This is a genomic window from Roseobacter weihaiensis, assembly GCF_020622345.1.
In the GTDB taxonomy this organism is placed as follows: domain Bacteria; phylum Pseudomonadota; class Alphaproteobacteria; order Rhodobacterales; family Rhodobacteraceae; genus Roseobacter; species Roseobacter weihaiensis.
Genome location: NZ_JACNMO010000001.1, coordinates 394046 through 418811 on the forward strand (window position 1 = coordinate 394046; position 24766 = coordinate 418811).

Genomic DNA, 24766 nt, shown 5'->3' on the forward strand with positions numbered 1-24766 from the left:
TGAGGCGGCCTACTTGATGCGGTCGCCAAGTGCCTGTTTGATGTCCGTGCTGGCTTGAAGGGCGCCAAGCACAGTGATGGACCCTATGGTCTGAAGCGCGAGTTCCGGCGTCACATCAGGATCAATCCGTGCCAATCCCACGACCTTGACATGGAGCATCTCGCCAGCATCCCGGAGCGCCTCGAGATCAGCTATTGTGTAATCCCGCAGACCGAGCTCCATGGTATGTCGTTCAAGCGATTTGCTGACGACCTCACCGTGACTTTCCAGCTGATTGCGGATCGCTGTGCGGATCAGGTCACTCCTATTGGAGTAGAACCCTTCCTGAACCAACAGGTCGATCCGACCCAAGTCGACAAAGCCTAGGTTGATCGTGATTTTCTCGTTCTCAGGCTGTTTATCGCGAAGCTGTGTAACCTTACCCATTTCTTTTCTCCATCTGCTTGGATGTCATATGGATGTTATTTCAGGGTTTGCAATAGTAATTGGGCCGACACAGTGAACTTTATGGTGCAGCGCGACCTCTCAGCGGCCTCGCAAAGTTCCAGATCTAGATGATTCAAGTCTCGGCCCGGACAGATTTAATCGCTCCGACCGGTTGCTAGACGATGATGTGACGTTCAGAACGCCACTGCCAGTCGAGATATCCATAGCCCGTCTTCCCAAACCAGATCGCAAAACCGCGCGTTATTTGCGGTTTGGCGCATCTCAGTTCTCAGACTGTTGTAAGCTTGGTGAGAGCATAGGCCCGGCGAACATAAGCCCCGACCTTGTTGTTCGGGTAGTTTTGCGGGTCTTGGTAAATCGTTAGCGAAATGTTCACCTCTGGGTCACCCGGCGTTTCATCCGTACCGCCGAGTTCGTGAAGAAGGTGCCGCATGGCGTCATTTTCTTTGGCTACCAACGCAAGGAATTCTGTAATCCCGTGTGCTTGCGCGACCTTCGCAAGAACGCCAAGCAACAGAGTGCCGATCCCTCGGTTTTGAAATGCATCGACGACCGTAATTGCAATCTCGGCTGAGTGGTCTTCTGTACCCGTGCGGATGTAGCGTGCGATCCCGACAGGTTGGGCACTATTTGCGCGCATACACAGCGCACCAACGGCCGCATGATCTTTCGTGTTCAATGCAGAAAATTGCTCGATCTCACGACCGGTCAGCCTTTTCTTTGCCGCCATAAAGCGAAAAAATCGGGATTGCTTCGAGAGACGGTCAAACCCCAACTCAATCAGGTGGCCGTCATCCGGAACAACATCTCGGAGGGAGACACGAAGCCCGTCCCTTACTTCAACATCGAATGGCCGAAGCGAACTGTAGGCCATCCCAACCCTCACAATCAAAAAAGAGGTGACCTCGGGCAAGTGCCTTATGCCGTCAGGCTCATAGATGTCCGGCCACTGCTAGCAGCGTATCACCGCTGCGGTCAGCGAAACAGACGGTCCACAAATTTGCTGGCTAGGAAAAGGGTCTTTTCTTGGAAAACCTTGTCAGAGTTTAGGAAATGAGCGCAGACGTCCGGGCATTATCGGTCCAAGATGGGCAAAACGCTGCATGAACCGGTTACGCCTGACTTGACCGGCACCTTGCAGCGTACCAAACCAACCGCACTTCTCAAACCCGCGCCCTAGTCGAAGAGAGGACGTTTTCTCGGAGTACCACTCGATAGTTTGGAAATCGGTACCGGTGAAACAGATCTTCGACGAAGCATACGAAACTTTGGTCTTCGATACTCATAGGCACGATGTGCGGAACAGATCTGCATGGACGTTGATTTCTAATGTGCCGCTTTTTCAGAAGACCGAAGCAGCTACCACTCTGAACCGCTAAAGAAAATTCTTTCACGAACAATAAGGAAGACGCAATGACTTCAAAATCCAACAAACAAGCCAAAAATAAATCAGTTCTCGCCAAACTAAACGCGGATGGCAAAGAATCCTCAGACCAGCCTTCTTCTACGAAGAGCAAATCTGTCCTCTCTGAAATCAATGAGGATCAAAGCCAAAAGAAATCGAAGTCCAAATAGGCTCTTCTAGCCTTATGGCTCGCTGCAAGGCGTCTTTTGCCAAACGTTGCTCCAGCGGTTTGTACTCGCGTACTTGCAGTTCCACACCAACGAAGCAACCACCTCCTACTTCTGCTTCTCAAAACGGGTTGCAAGTGTGCGTGTCGCTCAACCCAGACCAACCAGGGAGATCCAAATATGACGACTTCTATATGCCCACCCAAAGCCTTTGTCGTGATCGCATCAGGGGCTGAGGCAAAGTTCTTTGTCAACGATGGCACGGTACGGGACATAAAGCTGAAGCACGTCGGTGGCCTGTCTCCGCAAAACCTTGATGATGAAGGACCCTCGGGCAACCGGCCACCTGAGTCCTCTAACCAAGAGACGGACGAAGCAACCTCCGCCAAACAACTCGCGCAGTATCTCTACGCGAAGGCCCACAAGAAAGAATTCGAGCATCTTGTTCTTGTTGCGGACCCAGACACATTGGGAGAGATCCGGCCAATTCTTCATCAAGAAGTCACGCAAAAAATCACTTTGGAGTCGGCGAAAACCCTTATCAACTCGCCCACTGAAGACATCGAACGAAGCCTCTCAGCGGATTAAGCTCCCAACAAAACGATAGTGTGCTGCCGCTCATCTCTGAGCGACAGCAACACCATTCAACAACTGTGCGTCGGGACTTAGCCTTCGTACGACGGCTGGGCTTCGAGGGCTTCTTCTGTGCTGTCGATATACACACGGACGTCGCCGTCTTTTTGCATGATTGTCAGTTCCTCCATCGTCACAGCGATATCTTTTTCGCCAAGACCCAGGAATCCGCCGACACCAATAACAGCACGATCGATTTCGCCGGAATCTGTCAGCAACAGGCTGTCGATTTCACCGATATCTTCGTCATTGCTGCCATACACGCGGGCACCTGTGAGGTTCTCAGATGTGAGTTGTTCCGCTTCCATCGCCTCGTAACCATCGCGTTCGACTGCTGGAGCAGCGAGCATCTGACGATCAGAACGCACCATTGCATCAGAGTTCGTCAAATACTCCGGCGCGTCCTTAACACCGGCGGCACTGGCTTTGACGACAATGAAGTACTCATCAGCATCTTCACCGTCAGACACAAATGTCAGTTCTGACAAATCAACGGCAACGGATTTCTCGCCCAGGCCCAAGAAGCCACCGACGCCGACGATCACCGAGGTGATATCGCCCGAACGCGACAAGACGATTTCATCAATCTCGCCAATGTCGTCCCACTCCTTTTCTCCGTCGGCAGCCAGAGGTTCGTTTGAGATGTCTGCCTCCGAGGCATAGACGCGCGCACCGATGAGCTCGGACGCATTCAGGTTTTGAGTTTTGTCGAACTCAAGATCCATGAATGCAGCGGTATGGCCGTCGGCCTGTGCTGATGTAGCCATCACCAGAGCAGTTGCAGCAGAGGCCAGCAGCCCAGTCATGAAACGAGTATTTTGTGTTCTCAATGAGAGAGACATGATTTTTCCTTATCATTGTATGATGCTACGGACGCGAACGACCCAATCCCACACCTAAGCTTTCTCAACTTGTGAGCGATTTGATCCTTCGTCCATCTGTAACGACGGGTGGGCAGAGATGGTCTGCAAAGACCTCGTCGACCTTCTCCATGGATACCATCCTTAGCCGAGTGGATGCGGAGGCATTCACTAATCTCAGACAGGTTTTGGAGCATTGTGAAGCACAAACCGCCCCTTCGCGTGCTTTAGGTGACGTGCGCCTGCGGGCGACGGTACGCCACGGCACATCAAAAATAGATTCTGCGGTCGACGGAAGGCGCTCACCAGGGGCTCATGTTCAGGCCGCACACATCCATTCAACGAACAAAAGAAGGAACAACAGATGAAAATTCTCATGGTGCTCACATCGCATGATGAACTAGGCGATACGGGCAAGAAAACTGGCTTCTGGCTCGAGGAGTTTGCTGCGCCGTATTATGTCCTGCAGGACGCAGGTGCTGAGATCACGCTTGCATCACCGAAAGGTGGCCAACCTCCGCTTGACCCAAGCAGCGATACTGCCGACGCCCAGACTGCTGCGACTGAGCGCTTCAGGGGCGATGAGGCCGCACAAAAAATCCTGTCTGAGACTCATATCTTGTCGAAAATAAAAGAGTCAGAATACGACGCGGTATTTTATCCTGGTGGTCATGGGCCGATGTGGGATTTGGCCGAGGATCAAGACAGCATCAATCTGTTGCAAGCGTTCGCGAAGGACGACCGGCCAATTGGTGCAGTCTGCCACGCACCCGCCATTTTCAAGCATCCGAAGGGCAGCGACGGGCAGCCCTTGGTTGCAGGCAAAACGGTGACGGGGTTCACCAACAGCGAAGAAGACGGAGTTGGCCTCACGGATGTCGTCCCGTTTTTGGTGGAGGACATGCTCAAAGAAAACGGAGGGGTCTACGAAAAAGGTGATGATTGGGCATCGTTCGTCACTGTCGACGGAAAGCTCGTCACCGGCCAGAACCCGGCGTCTTCTGAGGAGGCCGCCAAGAAACTGTTATCAATGATCTGAGAAGTCTGCGTAAATGGCGGGCCGGTTGTGCAAACCCTCAAAAATCTAACTAATGATGCGACCGAGGCAGCTGCATCCGCAAAAGCTGTTCTCGTTTAGTGTTTGGAAAGTTTGCCGCGCCCCGGGACTGGCCTCAGTGCCAAATGACCGCCACGGTGACGAAGGCTAAGCCGCTCTTGCACGAGCTAGACCTGCCTGCCTCTCAACGCTGGTGCCATGCACAATGCGTGTACGCGGCAACGAAGGCTTGGCCAAGCGTAACCAAAACGAACTTCAGACATTCTAACCCGAAAGGACACCTAATGAACGGGACCAAATTCAAGGTAACTGGAAAAAGATGACCGGCAACGTCAAAGCCAAGTGGGGCGAGTTGACGGATGACGAGATCGCTGAGGTCGACGGTGACCGCGAAGCGCTTGAAGGCAAAATCCAAGCCAAATACGGCAAAACGAAAGAAGAGGCCAAGAAGGAAGTGGATGATTTCGTAAACGCGAACTGATCACCTGTGTGCCATCCCATCCGTGTGAGAGGTGATTGGGATGGCCATCAGGATAATGGATTTGATTAAGGCATTGAACATGACAAACACTGGCAAGCCACATGACAAAGATATCGATATGGACCAGGACACACCGATCGAGCTTAAGGGGTCTGAACAGCATCATAAGCTCAAGAACCAAAAGGGAGAGAAAGGCGATCCTGATCACGCAGAGGTCGAGTCTTCCAGTTCTGCCGAGATTGAAGATGCTGTGGCTGACGGTGATGAAGACACGGCCATCGGCGCGGCGCTCAAGTCTGCATCTGAGGACTAACCGGTCGTCGTGAGGTTTGGTCGATATGTTCTGCCCGCATACCGCCTATGGTTTGTACTTCGGGTGCATCGACCACACCTGAAGAGTGCGGCGCAGATGCCGTGCAACCGAAAGATAAAGTTATGACCCCGCAAATGACCTTCACAACAGCAAGACAGGCTGATGTCGAAAGGTATCTCGCCGAAGCGCGCGCGATGCGCCGCGAATGGTTCGCACAGATGCTTACCGCAGGCACACATCGACTCGGCGCAATGTTTCTCCGAAGAAGAGCGGTCCAAACGCCTGTGGTTTGACCACTCACTTGGCGTTTGCGCCCCTCAATCAGACTTCGGCTCGGCCGGAACAAACACCCCTAACAATTAGTCACGTGGATTGGCATTCCTGTCCACACAGCCGGAAAGGCTATCTTACATGACGTTCCAGAACTTACATCTATCACATCCTTTGCACCGCATAGTAGAGGTCTATTGGCGACTTCGCTCCGAGATCGCAGAAAATCGCCGGACGCGGGCTGTTTATAATCAGACCTTCGCAGAGCTATCAGCCATGTCAGATCGAGAGTTGGTCGATATCGGCCTAAGTCGCGGAGATATCGGTCAAATTGCAGCGGAAGCTGCCGATATGTAATGGCTGTGGCACTCTACATCGAGCCAGATTTCTCTGGTGAAACGCACTTCGTTTGATCAAGCTCGATGCCGCAGCTCGCACGCCCTTTTATTGACACTGAGATCAGCATTCGCTACACGCATTGGTGGAGAAGCGCTTCCAGCGTTTCACGTTTGCCTTCGCGCCGAAGGATGCTCACCTAGCGTTTTTACCATTGCAGACGAACAGGGTCCAAACCCTGAATGGTATGCTGAGCGTAAGACATTCACTCGATACATTTGGGAACCAAACGCCTCGTATAGCGTCAGTCTAGTGAAGGGAATCTCATGACCTATGGCCTTACGCCGCCCGACCGTTTGTCGCGCTCATCCGGTGTTCGCCTGTTAAATTTCGTGCCCCCCGCTCCGAGAGGGCGGCAAGCGAACGCGGCGAGCTCGGTCAGAAACCGCCTGTCAAAATATGTCAGGCTAACTGGCGGAGAACTGGACTTCATCGATCGCTCTGAAGACGATCCGGAGACCATCGAAAAAGGCGACAAGTTATCCCAACGCGGTGAGGGTGGCGACATCGTCGTGCTCCAATCTGGCTGGGCGGTCCTGAAATCCTACAACAAAAGCTCGGGGCACCAAATCCTCCGTGTCTTTCTGCCCGGGGAATTTGTTGGGTTATCTGAGATCGGGACTCCCCAGATGGAGCACCAAATTAGCATGCAGACATCGGGTGTCGTCAGCCGACTTTCGCGACGCGCATTTTATAGTCGCGTGTCCAGATTGCCCCGCCTCAACGCGTTATTACTCGCGCTCGTGTCACTCGATCTGCAAGCCTTTCGACATCACGGATCGTGCATGCGCTCGATGAGTGCTGAGAGCAACTTGAAATTCTTTCTTCTCCAGTTGCGCTCTCGACTTAAAGTGCCTGGCGTAGGTTCCGGTGACCGGTTTCACGTACCTTTGAGTCAAGTTGAGATCGGTCAAGCCATTGGGCTTACGTCGATTTACGTCAATAAACTGCTTCGTGCACTTAGAGAGCGAGGGGAGTTAGAAATCGACCGTCCGTATTTTCGGCTCCTCGCCCGAGAGCAGTGGGAGAAAGACATAGACTTTCTCGATGCCTATGAAAATGTGGATACGTCATGGTTTCCCAGTGTCGAACCTCCAGAAGAACTACCCCCTCGGGATAAGTCCGTGCATACAGAACTCGCGCTGGTCTGACTAAGCAGAGGTCATCTATGCGGACTTAGCTAAATTTTGGCCTGCATCGGAGGCGATTTATTCGCGGAAAGACGACCTCCCAGGGTGTGATATCGTCGCGGCATTGTAGACCCCGCCTGGGTCGACATACAGCGGGGCCAAAGCTGTCACAGCGGAGCCAAAGCTGTCTTGGTTTAGCTTTTGCCAAATTTGCACCTTCCTTGGCTGGCCAAATAAGCAAAGCGTCGACAAATTAAGAAGACTACCGGGTACTGCCGCGCTGAATTTAACAACCATAGGTTGGAATTATCTGTCCTAAAGGTAGATCGCACCGAGGTCGGCAAAATGGGTGTCGGCACACCATATGTTTGAAACCGAGCCTGGACGCATCGTCCCGGCATGCAATCTGAGAGGAACTACAATGAATTGGGATCAAGTCGAAGGCAAATGGAAAGAGATGACCGGCAATGTCAAAGCCAAGTGGGGCGAGTTGACCGATGACGAGATCGCCGAAGTGAATGGCGACCGTGAAGCGCTTGAGGGTAAAATCCAGGCGAAATACGGAAAGACCAAAGAAGAAGCGAAACAAGAGGTCGATGACTTCCTGAATTCGAACTGAACGATTTGGCGCCATCTAGACGATCTAGGTTTCTGGTTGGCGCCAATCACGTAAAGAGAACCGAAAGGTTCAGATAGGCTCGCTAAGCTAGGTTCATCATTAGGAACCCTAGCTTAGGGTTGATGACCCACCTTGGGTATACACGGTAGTGGGGCCGATCTCGGAGCGTGTAGAGCTTTCTTCCCTAACCTCTGATATGTCAACGGCTATACGCCGCTGTCATCCTTACCCACAAAATGACATGCCTAGGCTGACGTGATCCATCGCGTTCGACTTCTTGCTGCAGCACACCGAACGGCGGTGTCCGAACGGAAATTATATGACGAAATCGAACTTTGATCTGGCCATTGTCGGCCTTGGCCCAAGGGGACATTATGCTTTGGAGCGTTTTGCTCAAGAACTGTCCCGAGCAGATACCGTTAAAGCCGTGCGAATCCTCCTCGTCGAGGAGACCGAACAGTTGGGAAATGGCCCTGTCTGGGACCTGTCACAGCCAGATAGCAACTGGAGCAACGTCAACGATCGCATTCTGGAGCTGCCCGCACGTCCCGAAATCAATCTCGGCACCGCCGTGATAAAGAGCTTTCCCAGCTATCACGACTGGGCCGTGACCAACCCGGCCGCGCGTTCAGAGGATAATTCTGACCACTATCCCCCGCGCAACGCGGTCGGCACCTATCTTTATGAAAGGTTTGCCACCCTTCTTCATCCACTTGTTGAACACGGTATTGCAAATCTGGTCCAAGAACGCGCCGACGCGGTAGCTCTTACTGAGATAGGGGCCTGTGTAACGGCCCGATCTGGCGTCAAGTTCTTCGCAGATCAGGTCCTCTTGACGGTCGGTCACCAACCGACACAACAAGACCCGCAGATTGAAAGTTGGCAGGCCGAAATCGAAGCGAGGGATGCCGTTTGCCTGTTTGATGAGCCATACCCGGTTGGTCCAATCGTCGATGCAGCAAAGAGGCGTACAAAGACGACCGTCGCCGTTAGAGGATACGGGCTTGCCACGATCGATGTCGTCCGTGCGATTGCCGATGCACATGGTTCGTTCTCACTGCGAGACGAAAAGTTGCGCGAGCTGAAGTTCACGCCAACGAAAGAGGTTGCCCCGACCATCATTCCGTTCTCCCTTGATGGTCTGCCTATGGGTCCGAAACCCATTACCGAACAGCTGGACCGGCAATTCGCGCCGTCAGAAAAAGTCTTGGAGGCGCTTGGCCGCGAACTGAGTGATCCAGAATTACAGGCGCGTGCAAAAGGAAAAGCGTTTCTACTAGATGCGATCACACCCGTCATCATCGGCGTCTTTCGAGGACTTGAATATAAGCGAGACGACACGCCGTCGGACAACGACGCCCTGCATCATCTAGTTAAAGCCTGGATCGAGGATCCGGCGCAGGGCCATAAGTGTTTTCTGGACACTGGTCAGCCACCGATCGATTTGTTGAAAAATCTCGTCCAGATGGCCAACGGAAGCGCGCCGGTCAGTTTAGACTATTGCATCGGTCAGGTCTGGCGGCACTGTCACCCTACCATCTACAGGTCGCTTTCTCATAGCGCGCTCAGCGACGAAGTCCTGGCGGATATCATTTTTACGGACGAAAGCATGAAGCGCTATGCGTTCGGACCGCCGATGGAGAGCCTCCAGCAGCTTATTGCCCTCTACGAAGCAGGCATGCTGGATCTGGAGTATCTCGCCGACCCGGGCATCACTGTCACCGATCGCGGGTGGGTGTTGACCAGCGGCGAAGACCACACCACGGCGCAGGTCATGGTCAACGCGGTTCTGGACGCGCCAAAAATTGCCGATGTCCGATCTCCACTGATCGAAGGTCTGTTGCAGGATGGTCTTGTCGCGCCTGTCCACGATGAACTTGGCGTGGCAACGACAGCAGATGGTTACGTCATCTCACAGAATGAAAGTGTTCTGCCCATTGCGGTGCTGGGCCGGTTAGCAAAAGGCACCATCATAGGTGTGGACGCCATTCTCGAATGCTTTGGTGATAGGCCTCGTGCCTGGGCAAGTAGCGCTGCGAAACGCGCGGCCATAAATCCTATAGAGGCTCTGTGATTTCGGTAATGTCGTTTTGAGGACGTGCGACGTCAGTCTAGGTCGGGTCGGTCATCGGCACCGCGATGCTCCATCACACGGCTGACGGCGAGCAAGCCTGCTGCCAACGCCGCACAGATAATTGAAAACAGACCGTATCCCATGCCCGCTGCCAGTCCAATCGCGCCCGCGACCCAGAGACTTGCAGCAGTCACCATTCCGCCGACGCGCTTGTCGCCCTGAATAATTGCACCGGCACCCAGAAAACCGAGGCCCCCAATCAATCCTTGAATGACACGCGTCGGGTCCGCAGATAGCCCAGCGGCCGTCATGTCTTGCGCCATCTCGACGGAGACAATCGTGAACATCGCCGCGCCTAGCGACACCATCATGTACGTCCGTATGCCAATGCGGCGGTGTCGCACTTCACGGTCTATACCAAGAATTGCGCCGGCAACGAGCGCAAAGACCAGTCGCATGAACCAGTCCGCCTGCTCGAATTGAAATCCGATATTGCTTAACCATTCTGGCATTATTCACCCGCTCTCTCGTATTCCCGGCCGCGTTAGGTCGCAACCTTCCAACCGTTGTATCGTATTCCGCGGGCAAAGCTCGCCACGTTCAAGAAAGCGCCAGTGCATTCGCTGAACAACTATGCGGTCTTGCAAGGGCTTTGCAAAGCTAAGAGGTGAACATCAAAATTGTTCTTGTCGCGCGCGGTGCACCCAACGCCTGGCAAATTTTGGCCATACCTGACCAACGACATCGGCCGCACTTGCGACTCACCTTTATGTTCCTGTATTGTTCTCGTCTTGTCAGGAGTCCAGAATGCACGATCACTCACGAGGAAAGGCGAACGGTGTAGAGCGGCTCTACCTCGACTTCGACAGCTTCTTCGCGACGGCCGAGCAGCATTTTAACCCAGCCCTGCGAGGCCGCTCGGTTGGTGTGGTGCCTTTGGATTCCCCGAACACAGGGTGCATCGCGATCAGTAAAGAGGCCAAGGCACTTGGTCTGAAGTCAAACGTCTCAATCAGGGACGCGAGAGTGGCAATACCCGATATGATCTTCGTCGTCGCGCGACACGACGTTTACGTCCGATTGCACGACCGCATTCTACAGGTGATCAACAGCTGCTTACCCGTCTCGTATGTTCGGTCTATTGATGAGTTGGTGTGCGCCCTGCTGCCAAGTGAGGCGACACAGGGTGTTCATCTGGCCAACCGTATCAAGAGGGAACTGAGCCGCAACTTTAGCGAGGTCTTGACCTGCTCCATTGGCATGGCTTCGACCGAGCTATTGGCGAAAATCGGCGCTGAGATGAACAAGCCGGACGGGTTCAGCCTGATCACCGCAGCTGAGTTACCGGCGAAGCTGAAACATTTGCCGCTGCATAAACTTCCAGGGATCTCGACAGGTATTCAGCAGCGTTTGGAAAACTGCGGAATTAAGAACTTCGAAGCGTTATGGCGGATTGCGCCGAAGCAAGCGCGCGCGATCTGGGGGTCTGTCGAAGGAGAGCGGTTCTGGAACGGATTGCACGGGTACCATAGTGAGCGGCCAGCTACGAAGAAACGCATGTTTGGGCACAGTCGAATGTTACCGCCGGATTGGCGCGACAAAGAGAAAGTCGCGATCTGCGCCCGACAGCTCTGTTTCGGTGCCGCCCGTCGCCTTCGACGGACGGAACTCTCGGCAACCAAACTGACGCTCGGGTTTCGCGGAGGCGGCTATCGCGGTGCCTCCGGCTCACGCAAGGACGACCTGCGCTGGCATCAGGAATTGTGCGTCGCACCCTCCCGAGATGACCGTACATTCCAGAAGGCGCTGGCCGAAGGTTTGATGAATGCCACACGTCAGAGGATATTCAAGCCGCGATCCGTCAGCGTTATGCTGCACGGGCTGCTGGACACCGAAGCGATGACAGGCGATCTCTTCGATCTTGAAGCATCCAATGCTGGCCCTCCCAAATCGACATGCGATCGCAGACGCTGGGAACAGGTGAGCGACGTAATGGACCGGTTGCGTTCGGAATTTGGCCTCGGCGCCATTTCTTTGGGACCAAAAGCGACTGTGCCGGGCGGATATCTTGGCGCGAAGATTGCGTTTGGGCGCATACCAGAGCGCGCGGACTTCAATAGCGCTCCAGTCCCGGACGAAGCCACGCATTTCTGTTCATTTTAAATGCTGCCTTGCGTGCTTAGTTTGCACCAATAGGCTTCGAGTTAACCCGTACCAGCCGCATAGACTAATAAGTAAGCTGGCTAGGACGGGCCCAAAGAGCGCTAAGGTCGCACTCTCGGAACACAATTGAATCCAAAACGTTCTCCTAGGTAATCCTCTCTGAAAGCTGGCGATGTGACACTCCAAACCCGCGGTGATACGCAACCATTCGACGACAGAACCCTGACAGTGGTCTGGTTCAAACGTGATCTTCGAATGAATGATCACGCAGCACTGGCCAATGCTGCGCAGAATGGTTGTGTTCTCCCTCTTTATGTCGCTGAGCCGAACTATTGGGCTCTTCCTGACACGAGCTACCGGCAATGGAAATTCCTACGCGGTGCGGTTCAGAGCTTGAGGAAAGACATCGCCGATCACGGCGGTAGGCTTTGTGTCATGTTGGGTTCGGTTCAAGAGGCGTTAGACAGCATTCTAGCGACCCATGGCAAGTTTCGGCTTGTCGCTCATATGGAAACCGGGAACGCTTGGACGTGTGAGCGCGATAAGGCCGTCAGAGGCTGGTGCCTCGACCGAGGCATCGTCTTTGACGAGTTTCAACAATATGGCGTTTGGCGCGGACAGTCTCTGGATCGAAACAAATGGGCAAAGAGCTGGGACAAGATGATGTCCGAGCCGCTGTTGCCTGTGCCATCGCAAATCTCATGGGTAGCCCAGGGCAGCGATCAGGTACCAACAGCCGCCGATCTTGGATTGGACCGTGACGGCATAGTTGATCTACAGGCACCGGGCCGTCCCGCTGCGCTGCAGACGTTATACTCGTTTCTAAATGATCGTGGCGAGCCCTATCAAAAAGCCATGTCGAGTCCGGTCACAGGGGAGACTGCCTGTTCCAGACTGTCAGCTCACTTTGTCGCCGGAAGCCTCTCAATGCGCGAGGTCTACCAGGCAACATTGGCTCGCCAAGAAGAGGTCGCCCACCTTCCGAAGTCAGAACGCGGAACGTGGCCAAGTGCGATGAAATCCTTCATCGGGCGGCTGCACTGGCACTGCCATTTCATGCAAAAGCTGGAAGCGGAGCCAGAGATTGAATGGCTTCCCATGGCACGCCTCTATGAGGGGCTGCGCCCGATACCCAACGATGATGCGTTATTGAATGCCTTCGCAACCGGGCAGACCGGGTACCCGTTCGTCGATGCTTGCATGCGCTACCTCAAAGCTACGGGCTGGATCAATTTCCGCATGCGCGCAATGCTCATGTCATTTGCATCCTACAACCTGTGGCTTCCATGGCAGCAGTCCGGAGAAGTTCTCGCCCGATTGTTTACCGATTATGAGCCTGGCATTCATTGGCCGCAAAGCCAGATGCAGGCGGGCGAAACGGGTATCAACGCCGTGCGTGTCTATTCACCCGTCAAGCAAGGTTATGATCAGGACCCAACCGGCGATTTTACGCGCCATTGGGTGCCCGAGCTTGCGAGCCTTGAGGGCAAGGCGCTGCAGGAACCCTGGACGCTGGACCAGCCGCCTGCCGCTTATCCAAAGCCAATAGTAGACCATCAGGAAACAGCGCGTGAAGCAAAAAAGCGGATCTATGCGCTCCGTCGAACCGATGAAGCTCGGCAGGAATCCGAAGCGGTGTTTAAGAAGCACGGAAGCCGCAAGCCGCGAGAGCTTCGACAACCGCGCAAGAAAGCGAAGGCTGCCAGAAATGCATAAGTGGTCACCCGACATCGCCGATCGCATCCGCCCGCTCAACGCCGCGCAGCTACAGAAGTCAGACGAAACCGCCTATGTGCTCTGTTGGCTGCAACAAACGCTGCGTGCGTGGGACAATCCGGCATTGGACGCGGCAATCGAGCTTGGCAACGCGCTTGGCCTTCCTGTGCTCGTATATCACGGGGTCCGCGAAGACTACCCTTGCGCGTCCGACCGGCTTCATGCGTTTTTGCTTGGCGCCAGTCGCGATCTGCAACAGGGGTGTGAGCAGCGCGGAGTGCGGAGCGTCAACTACGTCGAGCGGAAAGGGCGGCGTGAGAAGGGTTTAGTTTACCGTCTGGCTGAAAGTGCGGCTGCGGTTCTGACCGACGACCACCCTGTCTTTGTCGCACGTGAACAGGCCGATCGTTTTGCGAAGCGCTCGAAAGTTCCAGTGGTCGCTGTTGATACCGCGCGGCTCGTCCCAACTCGCGTCTTACCCGATGGACTCACGACCACGCCAGCATTCCGCAAAGCGAGTGGCGCTTTACGTACCAGATACGAGGAGCATGCGCGAGATTTTGAACCGTCGGTTCCGCAGTTCGATGGCCATCTTTGTTTCGAAGATGAAGCCTTGGGCAGCAAGTCTGATGCCGAGTTGTCGGAGATCATCGCGAGTTGTGCGATTGACCACTCGTTACCCCCCTGCCCCGAATTTCCGCCAACGGCCGCGGCCGCAGATGCGACGCTAAACGAATTTGTCGATACCGCGCTGAAGTCTTATCCCTATCGACGCAATAACCCTGCGGAAGAAGACGGCGTCTCACGCCTGTCACCTTACTTGCATTTCGGACTGATCGGGCCACGGAAAATCACAGAAGCTATCCGGGCCGCAGATGTCCCTGCCAACGCGAAGTGGAAGTACCTCGATGAGCTGCTGACATGGCGAGAATACTTCCACTACTTAGCGTATCGCGAAGAGCGCCCCGACAGCTTTGAAACCGTACCCGAGCGTCCACGGCGTTCGCTAATCGAACACACTGATGATCCACGACTCGTTCTGTATTCACTGGATGATCTTGTGCACGGGCGGACGGAAGACGAAACCTGGAACGCTGCTCAGCGCCAATGGCTCGTCACCGGCTACATGCACAACAATCTCCGCATGTATTGGGGCAAACAGCTGATCAAATTGACGAAGGATCCGCAGACCGCTTGGAAAACGGCTTCCTACCTTAACGATCGCCTTTCCCTTGATGGCCGAGATCCAGCAACCTATGGCAACATGAGATGGGTGTTCGGCATGTCGAAGCCTGCGTGGCGCGAGCAATCGATCTACGGCTGGGTGCCGCCGAAGTCGGACCGTACCATCCGCAAGCGTGACGGAGCTGCAGAATGGCTGGCAGATTGGGCTTCACGTGCAACGCCACACATTAATGTGCCGCAAGGCATGCCCGAAGACTTGTTGTGAAGCCTGGCGAACCAAAGCAAATTTTCAGTCTGAACGAATATTGGGTCCCATTATCGTTACCGGTCCAGGCGGCGGATTTCAAACCAAGGCCATCTTATCGCTAGCCTAAAGGCGACGACCCCGAAGCTGCTGCTTGGCATTCTTCATAGAATTCGCGCGCCTCAATGTGGTCCCTTAACTGCTCGGGCCGATACGGTTTCATCTCCCCCAAGTGCGAAACCGATTCAGCTTTTAGACGCTGTAGTACCGAAGGATGAAGTGGGAAACCTGGATCCACCAACCGCGGCTTTGCTGGCCACCGTTTCTTGATCGGGCCAAGCTGGAACATGAAGCTTTCTTCGTGCTGCATTCCCATTGGGTCAGGCGAGGTCACAAGTTGGTCATCATTGATCAAAACCTCTGGCACGCAGTCACGTACCTCTTTGACCATCCATTCCAGGGAGATGTCACTCAGCCTTGATTCCGGTTCGAGATAACTTCCCCCAATGTCGCTATGGCATCCCGCGAACCAAACCTGCTTCAACCACTGAGGTTTTTTACCGGCGTTTTTCTTTTCCTCAGCATGCATGGCCCATTTTACACGCGGAAAATCCCTCCGCTGCTCATCAATTGCCAAGGCGTGACGAGCAAAGCCAACATCCGAATCCAGCCATTTGTCGTAGTTTTGGCGATTCCAAACAGCTCGATGTCCGAACTTCCAGATCTTCGGCCAATCTCGGATGTTCGAGATCCTTAGTGGCTTGTCTTCATCAGGAGAGAAGTACTTGAACTGCGACCACCGCAATTTGCCGTACCAGTAGAGGACGAATAGGGCCAGAATGCTCAGGGGTGTCCACAGAAGCCAATGCCAAGAGGCATAAATCATAAACGAAACAGCGGCCAGAAGCGCAGCAAACGCGCCCGCTGCGGCCAATCCGACTAGGGCATTCCCTAATGCAGCAACTGTGTCGAATACACCGACGAAAGTGGGCTGCACATTACCCTGTACGTCCTTCTCCGCATCCGGAACAAAGCTACCATACTTGCGCCGAAACCGCCGACCCAGCTCCTCCCGTCGATCAAGATAGGGCTGTTGGCCTCTCGGAAACCCATTGCCATGATTGTATACGTAATTGACGGCGTCGCTCGCGATTTTTCGCAGACGCGGTCCATGCCGCGGCACCGACGTGCCATCCGGCATCGTAGTTGGGACTCCGCAAAGGTTCATAACGTTCGTAACCGCACGGACGGTATAGGCACCACGCGAAAATCCGAACAGGAGGATGCGATCTCCCGGCTCATAGTAAGAAATGATCTTTTCGTAACAGTCGATCACGTTTTCATCGATACCGGTCCCAACCGCCGCTGAGAGCACATTTCTGACCCGCTGAAGAGTGAGGCCGCCAACTTCGCCGGCGCCGAGTCCAGCGTCATAAAAGCAGACTTGCTCGTGCGGCTTGATCGGTGAGGACGGGCCCGGCCGCATTGCACGGTACATTTTATAGACGTTGGAAAGCCGTTGGTCGGGGCGCAGCCCCCCTACCTGACCAGTGCCATCAGAAAAAATGAGTATGTTCTTTGGCATCTGGTAATCCCTACCTTACTAACCGCTGATTTACTTTTGCTGACACGCCCCAAACATTGGACCAACTATCGATTCAGAGGCTAATTAGCTCTGCTAGCTTCGCCGCTACATCTGCCATGGCGCCTTCTGCGGTACTCAGACCACTACGAGAAGCAAGCATCGGACTAACGTCTCTAAGCGCTTCATACGTGGTGTCATGTACGACAGGAACGAGTAAGTCAGTCGCTAGAAGAACAGACAGTTCCTTGTCGGCAATACCTTCCCCGCGAAGACGCTCCAACAGCGCCGGTGTTACCAGCACGACCCCAACACGCGATTTCGCTAAACCCTTGTCAATTTCTCGGAGCAACGTCGAACCAAGAAGGACATCCTTCTCGCTGAACCAAACTGAAACATCCCGCGACTCTAGCAAATCGTGAAGCTCTTTGGCTGCCCCTCCTCGATCTTCCCACGCATGGCAGAGAAATACGTCGCGTGGATCTGGCGGAGTAGTTCGTATCTCGACACTGCGGCGGACCGGCGTCAGTGCTCGCACCTCAGCCGTGGTGTACGTCACAGCCGATCCTGCCGGAGACCAGCTCGGCTTACTACGACCGGAACTAGAACCTCCACCGCTACTGCGACCACCACTGACATATCCTGAGCCAGAATAGGTCCGAGATGGAAATGGCGACGAGTACGATCTATATCCGCGATAGCCGCCGCTACATGCCGGACAGTTTGCTGCGCCGCTCGCTGTTCGGTGTCCATTCACTGGGGCTGTGCATCTTGCCATTTATTATCTCTCAACTTCTTAGGGTTTTCGGTGCCTTGCGTGAGTTCTTAACGCTTGCGACCAGGACGTTGGGTCAGAGCAGACCCAGCGGCGGACTTTGCTGCCTTTGAGGCATAGGGGTTCCGAAGCGTCTTGGAAGCAGCGCTTGCAGCCCTCTTGCTGGTGACTTCATTGGCCTTGCCTTTGCTGCGTACCTGCGTCAATGCAGATCCGGCTGCGCTCTTGGCGGCTTTGCTGGCTGTACGGCTTCGCAAGACCTTTGATGCTGCAGATGCAGCGCGCTTCCCGGTAACTTCTGTGTTTCGTTTTGTAGCCATTTCCATGCTCCTTGCTTTGACTGCTGCTCGAGAAGTTCGAGCTTATTTTCTTGCCCAAAATCACCGAAACCCGACGTCAGACTTGACGCACAAGCATGCACATGATTCACTGTCTTACATGAGAGACGTACCAAAACCGAAACACTAACTGTCTCACATGTAGGACAGTTAAGACGAATTCACCACCGAGTCAACGCATCTTCTGGGAGAAAGAATGAGTCTTCAGCTTCAAAAGCTCGGCGCTCGTATCGTTGAGCATCGTGGCCCTAGTGGCGTTAGGGCCGCAGCGGCAGAAATTGGCGTTAGTTCAGCTACATTGTCACGGATTGAAAATGGGCATGTTCCGGACCTAGGAACCTTTGCAAAGATCTGCGCGTGGCTGGGAGAAGACCCCGCTGTATTCTTGGGCATCGAAGCAAATCGCTCGGTCAGGCCGCCCCCAACAGTCCATATGCGCAAGAAAAATACAACATCAGTTGATACAGCAACTGCGCTTGGAGCCATGATAGTAGCCGTGCAGAATGCCATCATCGCTCGGGAAGAACTTTGAATAGATGCGCAGGGGCTTTAAGGCGCATGCCGAGCGATTGTCACTTGAGACGCGAAATCGGCTTGGCATCCGCAATGACAGCGCCATCGACCCCATCGAACTTGTTCAGTCTAAAGGGTGTCTTGTTTGGACACCTCAAGAGGTGCCTGAACTAGATGTGTCGCACCTTACTCAGTTGACCGTTTCTGATCCGGATAGCTGGGATGCCGTTACAATAAAGGAAGGTGGCTGCACGGTCATTGTTGTCAACAACACGCGCCCTGCTGCGAGGCAAGCCAACACGATCATGCATGAGTGGGCACATCTTGAGCTGAAGCATAAACCAAGCCGTGTTGACGAGTTTGAAAATGGCCTTCTGCTTCTCAGTGACTATCCGAAAGAACTCGAAGACGAAGCAGATTGGTTGTCCGGCGCAATGTTAGCACCCCGCGACGGTTTGGTGGCCTTGCGAAAGCGGGGACTTGATGATGACCAAATTGCTGAGGCCTTTGGCATAAGCAGTCAGCTCGCAACCTGGAGGCTTCGGATGACGGGTATCGATCGGCAACTCCGACGCCAGTACTAACGGTGGCTAGAGGTTGAACTCACGCTATACACGATGTCGACAGGTCCATATTAAGAAGTCTCCAGGCGACAAGGCTACTCTACAAGCGCTTCACAACACCGCCTAGTACTAAGTTTTGGTGGATGTGTTGCCTGCCAGAGGCAACTCTAGCCAATGCTTCTCAAGCCACAGTGAGTTTCTGAAAGATATTGTCGAAGGCAACGAAGCATACTACGGCGTGCAGAACGCCTGCCGGAACATCAAGCACGAAATGCTGTTTCGTGTATATGGTTGACAACGAAACCAAGGCTGGGAACAGCCAGATAACGGCAGAAACTGTGATCGTCACGTCCCAAATCATGTGCATGTGCATTGCGCTAAGGACCGCAACCGAAACATGCATCGACGGGAAACAGTTCCCGCCACGGTCAATCCTCTGAACGACCGAAAGTAGTCTTCGCGAAATCGTCTCAAGGTGATATTCACGCCATTCAAACGGCGTCTTTACTGGGAAAATCATAGCTATTGTGGCTTGAAGTGCGAGCATGAAGAAAAAGCTGGAAGCTATGTAGGTGTACTCGCGCCAGTTAGACACCATAAAAACGAGCGACAGTATGAACGGATAGTAGGCAACGGTATAAATCCAAACCCAAACCGGTTCAAAGCGAATGCGTTGATCGAGGACAATCAACAGAGAATAGTACCGGCGCACCCTTAATCTTTGTGGGAAAAAGTATATCTGATACCCAACAAAAATTAGGAAACAAGCTATGATAAGGCCTAATAGCCGATCACTTGGACTCACTCTGCACCCTCAACTTAAATCAACGATATTCTTTACTAGCAAGAGGGGCGTGCCAAGAGCCCTCGGGCCTGTAGTGTTAATCTGGAGTAGGTGGAGTTACTAGTGAGTCTCAGTCTGCCTTCCAAACGCCTGCCTATTTTACTGACTGATTGAGTGACTGTGCCTTATGGAAACACTTGTGAACCCACTTCTTTTTATTGTTTTCATAGGGTTAGCGCTGCATCTTTTAGGTATAGCTTTGTTAGTTCGACGAATGAGACCAGCCAGCAAATCGGGTCCGAAGCATGCCGACTCAGTTTCCATAATCAAGCCAATCTGCGGAGTTGATGCAGGGTTGGAAGAGAACATACGTTCAATCCTCGAAGTCGAGCCGATTGGCGACCATGAAGTCCTTTTTGTTGCCGGTTCACTGAATGAACCCGGCATTCAAGTTGCCAGATCGATTTCGGCTGAATTTCCTGACGTCACGACTAGGTTCCTGAGTTCATCAGGTAGTGAAGCTCTCAACCCGAAGTCCGCCAACATAATTGAGGGCATCGCTGCATCTAACTTTGATTTGATCTGGCAAACCGATGCTTGCATTCGGGTTCAACGAGATTCCCTGCGAGTGATCCATTCAAACTTTCTGTCTAAGGAAAGCGACCTTCTTTGCGCTCTGCCCATAGGGGTCGGTGAAACGAACATCTTCGCGGCATTCCACAATTCTTACCTGAACACCTATCTAATCCCTTCGATAGTGTTCCTGTCAATCGTCGCGCATCATCCCTGCACATTGGGAAAGAGCTTATTCTTCCGTCGAACTACATTTCAAGATTTGGAGGGGGAGGAAGTAATTGCGGGATTTTTGGCCGAGGACTACTTGCTTGGGCAAGCATTCAGTAGAGGGCACAAGAAAGTCGACATTCTACCACTGAGTTCGATCGCATCAATAAACCAAACACTGAGTGCTAGCAGCCTGCTTAGCAAAAATTTGCGCTGGTTGGCCATGCGCGGTTCTATCAGCCTGCCGGCACTCGCAGGTGACATTGCTTTTAATCCCTTTTGCTTTGCCGTTTTGGCAGCCCTATTTCAGCCAAGCCTTTTTTTCAACGTCGTACCAGTCGTCTATTTGATCAAGTTGGTTCTAGAACTTCTCGGTGCGCGAGTTCTTTGTCGTCCAGCCTACAGGCTACCCCATTTGTTTCTTCTGCCAATGAGGGAGTTTATCATATTTGGTGTTGGATTGGTTTCAGTGTTGAGGCGTAAAGCCGTCTGGCGCGGAACCTACTTTGATCTCGGTAAACAGAGTAAAATCTTGAATGTAACAAGAGGACACAGTAAAAAGGAGCTCGTCTCGCGTGCCACGAATAACCTTAGGAAATAGCGCATACGCGGCCATCGAACTCGTGAGACCCCACGAATACATCGGCGTCTGCATCTTCTGTACGAGCGTTGGCTACGTGCTAGGGTCAAACTCCTCTTTGTCCATTTTACTGCTACTACTGATTTCGAACATTGGTTGCCTCGCCTTTGCGTTCGCGTTCAATGACCTCCAAGACATTGAAGATGATCGAAAGAGCCTCAGGGGATGCACTCGAAACCCATTGACCGCAGGTCGGCTCAGCCTCAGGAGTGCTATTCTAATCTGTGTGTTCTGTCTTCTCGCTTCTATGACCGCTTCAGCAGCTCTTGGATGGAAAGCATTCCTGGCAAACCTTATCGGCATTTCTCTGGCGTTTTTGTACTCTTGGAGATTTGTAAGGCTAAAGGCTATCCCCGTTTTAGATGTTGTGTCTCATGGCTTCTTTATTGGTACTCTTCAGTTTTGGGTGGCACTATTCGCTGTTGACGGCCAGATAGGTGATCCATGGGCCATTGTTCTTGGCGGGGCATTTTTTATGATATCATGCTTAAGTGACTTAAATAATGAGATTAGGGATTATGATGCAGATCGTGAAGCAGGATTACAGAATCTGTTGAGCCTTTTCGACTTAAGAAAATACGAGGCCCTTGTGCACTATCTCTCGGCCTGCTTGGCGTTAGGAATTTTATGCATGTTGGCCTTCAAAGTTTCACCACTCGCAGCGGTAAGTCTGGTGGCACTAGTGGGCGCGTTCCTTGGCTACTATCTACTTGGGAACCATAAAGACCACCGACGAATTGCTTTCGAGCGTTGGAGCCAATACTGCTCACTCGCTATGGGTATAGTTCTAGTCTGGGACAAGGTCGCTTGAACTTCTTAGTCAAAATGCTCCGACACTCTTCTAGTGAACTTGCCACGTTTGAGGAAATAACAGTATGGACCAACTGACACCAGCGGAAGAAAAGATCGTAGACATCCTTCTAGAGGAGTATCGACAGTCCTCAGGTGAAATAAAGTTGAGATTAGGGTTTCAGCAGAATCTGACAAACTACCAAATCGCCGCTATCGGCGTAGTCGCCGCAGCAAGCAGCCAGTTCTTTGATGACACCTTCTTGCAACTCCAGGCCTCCGCGTTTGTTAGGTATGTTCTTCTACTGACACCTTTCGTTTTTTTGCTATTCTCGTCAGCACACAACACCCATGACTTGATGATAATTCATCATGCTCGGTACATAAATCATGTGGTCGCACCTGAGATCCGGCGACTGACGGGAACTATCTCCCTGCTGGGCGCAGACCGCTACCTTCACGAGGAAAGACAGAATCTTCTCGGTCGGCACGGGATCATGCCCTTAGTAGGTCAAGAATTCGCCTTCCACTATCTGATCCCCGTCATATTTTTTGTTCTGTTTGCGACAACTTTTGCAAGTGTCGACAAAGCTTTCATCTCTTCATGGGCAACGCTCAAGTGGAGTATCGTTGGGCAATATGCAATTCTTTGTATTGGTGTCTTGCTATACATATTCACGATAACAATGCGCATTAGAGTCGGCCAAGCGTATTTGAGGTTGACTTCGAGATAGGCCCTTAGCCATGGCAATCGGACGATGAAAACCTTGGTGGAGTTTGGTGCCCTACGTTTCTTGGGCGTTTACCAGATTGGGAAAATCTTCTGCGTTTCCTTTTAGGTTCGAGAGGCCAATGACCACCTGCACCAAGCTTCATATTCCCCTTTGCTTTCAACATCTGCCCCAGCCAGACACAAAGTGTCGGTGCGAGCCAAACCGCCACTTGTGTGGAAGCTCGGAACATAGCTTACGTTGGCCAGATCTGCAGCATTGGACACGGACCGGGCTTTGCCTCTGATACTGCTTTCTAGGGCTCAGAGCGATTGGCACAGCCATTTTCGTTGCCGTGGCCTGGGACCGATTTCGCCGATCCAGAATACCATGATGATCTGCCGGGGCATCGCAACAGGAGTCGCCAATGCCCCACCTCGATTACAGAGCCTTCGTCAATTCATGCCGCGATGAACGCGGCGTCGGACATCACACACTGCGAGCCTATGCTCAGGATCTGCGCACCTTCGCTAGTTTCAAGAGGAAACACCACCTCACCGATCCGCTTTCGAAAGACGACATCCTCGCCTACCACCGCCATCTGCGCGATGAGCTATGCGCCAAACCTGCGACCATCGAGCGTCGGCTGGTAACCCTTAAGTCGTACTTTGCTTGGCGCGCAGATCGGAACAGCGCCCTTCCCTCACCTTTCATGGGCGTTCGCATCTCGATCCGCATTCCACGGCGCCTTCCACGCCCGATCGACCGGGACACACTCAAAGCAATTTTGCGGACAGAAAACGAAATGAATTTTGCGCTGCAAAGCCGCCCGAACTCCTGCGTGATGCAAGAGGTCACAATCCTGATGATCAAGCTTCTGATCGTTACTGGGCTTCGGATCGGCGAACTCACGAACCTGAAGATCCGCGATGTCTCCACCGACGCCTCCCAAATGATCGTACGCGGCAAAGGCAACAAGGAGCGGATGGTCTTTGTTCCCGACGAGGAGCTGCAAAGCGCGTTTCGACAATACTGCATTGTTCGCACTAAGCATGGCTCTTTAGATTCGCCGTTATTCCTGAACGCTGTTGGCCGTCGGCTCCGATCGCAAACCTTCCGGAAACGGTTGCGGGTTCTGTCCCATCGATTGGGGATCGCACCCCACCTGACACCGCACCGGTTCCGCCATTCAGCTGCAACACTGCTAATCGAGGAAGGCACCGACATCCGAATGGTGCAGGCGCTGCTCGGGCATGCCAACCTCAGGACCACTGAAATCTATGTGAGGGTCTCAAACCATGCTCTGAAACGGGCTTTGGCGCGCGCCGACATTCTCAATGCTCTCAAACATTAAGCGAGGAAAACAGTCATTCGCTGCGGATGCCAATTCCAGGCAAACTGAAGAGAACTATTTAACCGAGTTGGAGGGTAAGCTGACCTGTAACATCTTCCGCACCTTCGCCATGCCAACCGGCACGATAGGCGTCCTTTAGGCTTTTTTCTTTAGGATCGGAAATGACGATCGGATCACGAAGTACCGCCACATATGGTGCCGCCAGTTCACAACGTATTGCTACGTCGTAGTGACGTTCTTGGCCGGTTAAACTTCCACCGGACTTTACCACAGCTGTAACTTGCGAAAATCCAATACCAGCACCGGACTTGGCATTAACCAAACTTCCAAAATCCACTGTATCGCATACGGAACTGATTGTCAGAGGGTGATCTGATCTACAGACCAATGCAAAGTGCTTGGATTTGCCTTGGACGTATCTGCTGGTTACCAGAGATGCGGATGGTAACTCGTATCGCACACCTCCTGGAGTTGTCGCTTGGCGCCACACAGCAATTTGTCCAGGGTTTTCGTCTACCAGTCGCGGCTTCGACTTAATCGGGCTAAAGGCGACTAGTGGCTTATGTCCAGCGCTTAAAAGTGCAGGCAGTGAAGGCGCGATATTGTTACCTATGCCCCACAGAAACACGCCGTTGTTCTCGCGGCGCTCACGTTCCTTCCTTTCGATGATGTCTTCAATGGATTGCCCTGCCTCAGTTCCAAATCGCGTCCAAACGAATACTTCTGGCAGTGACATCAACTTCTCCCTTGGCTCAACCAAATATTCATGCATATT

Annotated in this window: 26 protein-coding genes and 1 pseudogene; 19 read left to right on the forward strand and 8 right to left on the reverse strand. The window is 53.0% G+C overall.

Going from position 1 to position 24766, the window contains the following annotated elements; translation table 11 throughout:
- Window positions 1–9: 9 nt before the first annotated feature.
- Together H7847_RS02050 and H7847_RS02055 are read right to left on the reverse strand one after the other, a co-directional pair.
- Complete coding sequence (locus H7847_RS02050) at window positions 10–426, reverse strand: CopG family transcriptional regulator (protein ID WP_227267706.1); 417 nt, start codon at window positions 424–426, stop codon at window positions 10–12.
- Window positions 427–715: 289 nt separating this feature from the next.
- On the reverse strand, window positions 716–1321 hold the full coding sequence (locus H7847_RS02055) for a GNAT family N-acetyltransferase (RefSeq protein ID WP_227267707.1): 606 nt from the start codon (window positions 1319–1321) through the stop codon (window positions 716–718).
- Between the two features lie 316 nt (window positions 1322–1637).
- On the opposite strand from H7847_RS02055, the pseudogene H7847_RS27075 reads away from it, so the two are divergent.
- Window positions 1638–1826: pseudogene (locus H7847_RS27075) on the forward strand (CreA family protein); the annotation flags it as partial.
- 373 nt (window positions 1827–2199) lie between these two features.
- On the forward strand, window positions 2200–2607 hold the full coding sequence (locus H7847_RS02065) for a host attachment family protein (protein ID WP_227267708.1): 408 nt from the start codon (window positions 2200–2202) through the stop codon (window positions 2605–2607).
- A 77-nt stretch (window positions 2608–2684) separates the two neighbouring features.
- Here the strand turns inward: H7847_RS02065 and H7847_RS02070 are convergent, their stop codons facing one another.
- Window positions 2685–3494 carry a PRC-barrel domain-containing protein gene (locus H7847_RS02070; protein WP_227267709.1) on the reverse strand — a complete coding sequence of 270 codons (810 nt, stop codon included), beginning with the start codon at window positions 3492–3494 and terminating at the stop codon, window positions 2685–2687.
- A gap of 382 nt (window positions 3495–3876) precedes the next feature.
- On the opposite strand from H7847_RS02070, the gene H7847_RS02075 reads away from it, so the two are divergent.
- The 7 genes from H7847_RS02075 (at window position 3877) to H7847_RS02105 (ending at window position 9852) form a co-directional block, all read left to right on the forward strand.
- Window positions 3877–4551 carry a type 1 glutamine amidotransferase domain-containing protein gene (locus H7847_RS02075; RefSeq protein WP_227267710.1) on the forward strand — a complete coding sequence of 225 codons (675 nt, stop codon included), beginning with the start codon at window positions 3877–3879 and terminating at the stop codon, window positions 4549–4551.
- A gap of 316 nt (window positions 4552–4867) precedes the next feature.
- A complete protein-coding gene (locus H7847_RS02080; protein ID WP_227267766.1) occupies window positions 4868–5050 on the forward strand; it encodes a CsbD family protein in 183 nt (60 codons plus the stop codon).
- A 40-nt stretch (window positions 5051–5090) separates the two neighbouring features.
- The gene (locus tag H7847_RS02085; RefSeq protein WP_227267711.1) at window positions 5091–5363 is read left to right on the forward strand and encodes a hypothetical protein; all 273 of its coding nucleotides are present in this window, start codon (window positions 5091–5093) and stop codon (window positions 5361–5363) included.
- A 411-nt stretch (window positions 5364–5774) separates the two neighbouring features.
- Window positions 5775–5990, forward strand: coding sequence for a DUF1127 domain-containing protein (locus tag H7847_RS02090; protein ID WP_227267712.1), 216 nt, complete (start codon window positions 5775–5777; stop codon window positions 5988–5990).
- A gap of 305 nt (window positions 5991–6295) precedes the next feature.
- Window positions 6296–7180 (forward strand): Crp/Fnr family transcriptional regulator, encoded by an 885-nt coding sequence (locus H7847_RS02095; RefSeq protein ID WP_227267713.1) that lies wholly within the window; start codon window positions 6296–6298, stop codon window positions 7178–7180.
- Between the two features lie 400 nt (window positions 7181–7580).
- Window positions 7581–7778 carry a CsbD family protein gene (locus H7847_RS02100; RefSeq protein WP_227267714.1) on the forward strand — a complete coding sequence of 66 codons (198 nt, stop codon included), beginning with the start codon at window positions 7581–7583 and terminating at the stop codon, window positions 7776–7778.
- A 319-nt stretch (window positions 7779–8097) separates the two neighbouring features.
- A complete protein-coding gene (locus tag H7847_RS02105; protein WP_227267715.1) occupies window positions 8098–9852 on the forward strand; it encodes an FAD/NAD(P)-binding protein in 1755 nt (584 codons plus the stop codon).
- A gap of 32 nt (window positions 9853–9884) precedes the next feature.
- On the opposite strand, the gene H7847_RS02110 is transcribed toward H7847_RS02105, so the two are convergent.
- Window positions 9885–10364, reverse strand: coding sequence for an MgtC/SapB family protein (locus tag H7847_RS02110; protein WP_227267716.1), 480 nt, complete (start codon window positions 10362–10364; stop codon window positions 9885–9887).
- 295 nt (window positions 10365–10659) lie between these two features.
- Here H7847_RS02110 and H7847_RS02115 point away from each other — a divergent pair, with 295 nt between their 5' ends.
- The 3 genes from H7847_RS02115 (at window position 10660) to H7847_RS02125 (ending at window position 15181) form a co-directional block, all read left to right on the forward strand.
- Window positions 10660–12015 carry a Y-family DNA polymerase gene (locus H7847_RS02115; protein ID WP_227267717.1) on the forward strand — a complete coding sequence of 452 codons (1356 nt, stop codon included), beginning with the start codon at window positions 10660–10662 and terminating at the stop codon, window positions 12013–12015.
- Window positions 12016–12243: 228 nt separating this feature from the next.
- A complete protein-coding gene (locus H7847_RS02120) occupies window positions 12244–13731 on the forward strand; it encodes a cryptochrome/deoxyribodipyrimidine photo-lyase family protein (RefSeq protein WP_227267767.1) in 1488 nt (495 codons plus the stop codon).
- Window positions 13724–15181: a deoxyribodipyrimidine photo-lyase gene (locus H7847_RS02125; RefSeq protein ID WP_227267768.1), complete on the forward strand. Its 1458-nt coding sequence runs from the start codon at window positions 13724–13726 to the stop codon at window positions 15179–15181. The genes H7847_RS02120 and H7847_RS02125 overlap by 8 nt, the downstream gene beginning before the upstream one ends.
- Before the next feature lie 100 nt (window positions 15182–15281).
- Here the strand turns inward: H7847_RS02125 and H7847_RS02130 are convergent, their stop codons facing one another.
- Entirely contained in the window at window positions 15282–16745 is a 1464-nt protein-coding gene (locus tag H7847_RS02130; protein WP_227267718.1) for a phospholipase effector Tle1 domain-containing protein, read from the reverse strand.
- Window positions 16746–16818: 73 nt separating this feature from the next.
- A complete protein-coding gene (locus tag H7847_RS02135) occupies window positions 16819–17301 on the reverse strand; it encodes a toll/interleukin-1 receptor domain-containing protein (protein WP_227267719.1) in 483 nt (160 codons plus the stop codon).
- 351 nt (window positions 17302–17652) lie between these two features.
- On the opposite strand from H7847_RS02135, the gene H7847_RS02140 reads away from it, so the two are divergent.
- The 3 genes from H7847_RS02140 (at window position 17653) to H7847_RS02150 (ending at window position 18952) form a co-directional block, all read left to right on the forward strand.
- A complete protein-coding gene (locus H7847_RS02140) occupies window positions 17653–17985 on the forward strand; it encodes a hypothetical protein (protein ID WP_227267720.1) in 333 nt (110 codons plus the stop codon).
- Window positions 17986–18051: 66 nt separating this feature from the next.
- Window positions 18052–18387 (forward strand): helix-turn-helix domain-containing protein, encoded by a 336-nt coding sequence (locus H7847_RS02145; RefSeq protein WP_227267721.1) that lies wholly within the window; start codon window positions 18052–18054, stop codon window positions 18385–18387.
- Between the two features lie 4 nt (window positions 18388–18391).
- A complete protein-coding gene (locus tag H7847_RS02150) occupies window positions 18392–18952 on the forward strand; it encodes an ImmA/IrrE family metallo-endopeptidase (protein ID WP_227267722.1) in 561 nt (186 codons plus the stop codon).
- 160 nt (window positions 18953–19112) lie between these two features.
- Here the strand turns inward: H7847_RS02150 and H7847_RS02155 are convergent, their stop codons facing one another.
- A complete protein-coding gene (locus tag H7847_RS02155; protein WP_227267723.1) occupies window positions 19113–19643 on the reverse strand; it encodes a phosphatase PAP2 family protein in 531 nt (176 codons plus the stop codon).
- 271 nt (window positions 19644–19914) lie between these two features.
- Here H7847_RS02155 and H7847_RS02160 point away from each other — a divergent pair, with 271 nt between their 5' ends.
- The 4 genes from H7847_RS02160 to H7847_RS02175 all read left to right on the forward strand — a co-directional run bounded on the left by H7847_RS02160 (window position 19915) and on the right by H7847_RS02175 (window position 23991).
- Window positions 19915–21099, forward strand: a complete 1185-nt coding sequence (locus tag H7847_RS02160) for a glycosyltransferase (protein WP_227267724.1) — start codon at window positions 19915–19917, stop codon at window positions 21097–21099.
- A 22-nt stretch (window positions 21100–21121) separates the two neighbouring features.
- Window positions 21122–21949 carry a UbiA family prenyltransferase gene (locus H7847_RS02165; protein ID WP_227267769.1) on the forward strand — a complete coding sequence of 276 codons (828 nt, stop codon included), beginning with the start codon at window positions 21122–21124 and terminating at the stop codon, window positions 21947–21949.
- 64 nt (window positions 21950–22013) lie between these two features.
- On the forward strand, window positions 22014–22661 hold the full coding sequence (locus tag H7847_RS02170; RefSeq protein WP_227267725.1) for a hypothetical protein: 648 nt from the start codon (window positions 22014–22016) through the stop codon (window positions 22659–22661).
- 403 nt (window positions 22662–23064) lie between these two features.
- Window positions 23065–23991 (forward strand): tyrosine-type recombinase/integrase, encoded by a 927-nt coding sequence (locus H7847_RS02175; RefSeq protein WP_227267726.1) that lies wholly within the window; start codon window positions 23065–23067, stop codon window positions 23989–23991.
- Between the two features lie 58 nt (window positions 23992–24049).
- Here H7847_RS02175 and H7847_RS02180 read toward each other — a convergent pair whose 3' ends face one another.
- Window positions 24050–24727: a hypothetical protein gene (locus H7847_RS02180; protein WP_227267727.1), complete on the reverse strand. Its 678-nt coding sequence runs from the start codon at window positions 24725–24727 to the stop codon at window positions 24050–24052.
- Window positions 24728–24766 lie beyond the last annotated feature (39 nt).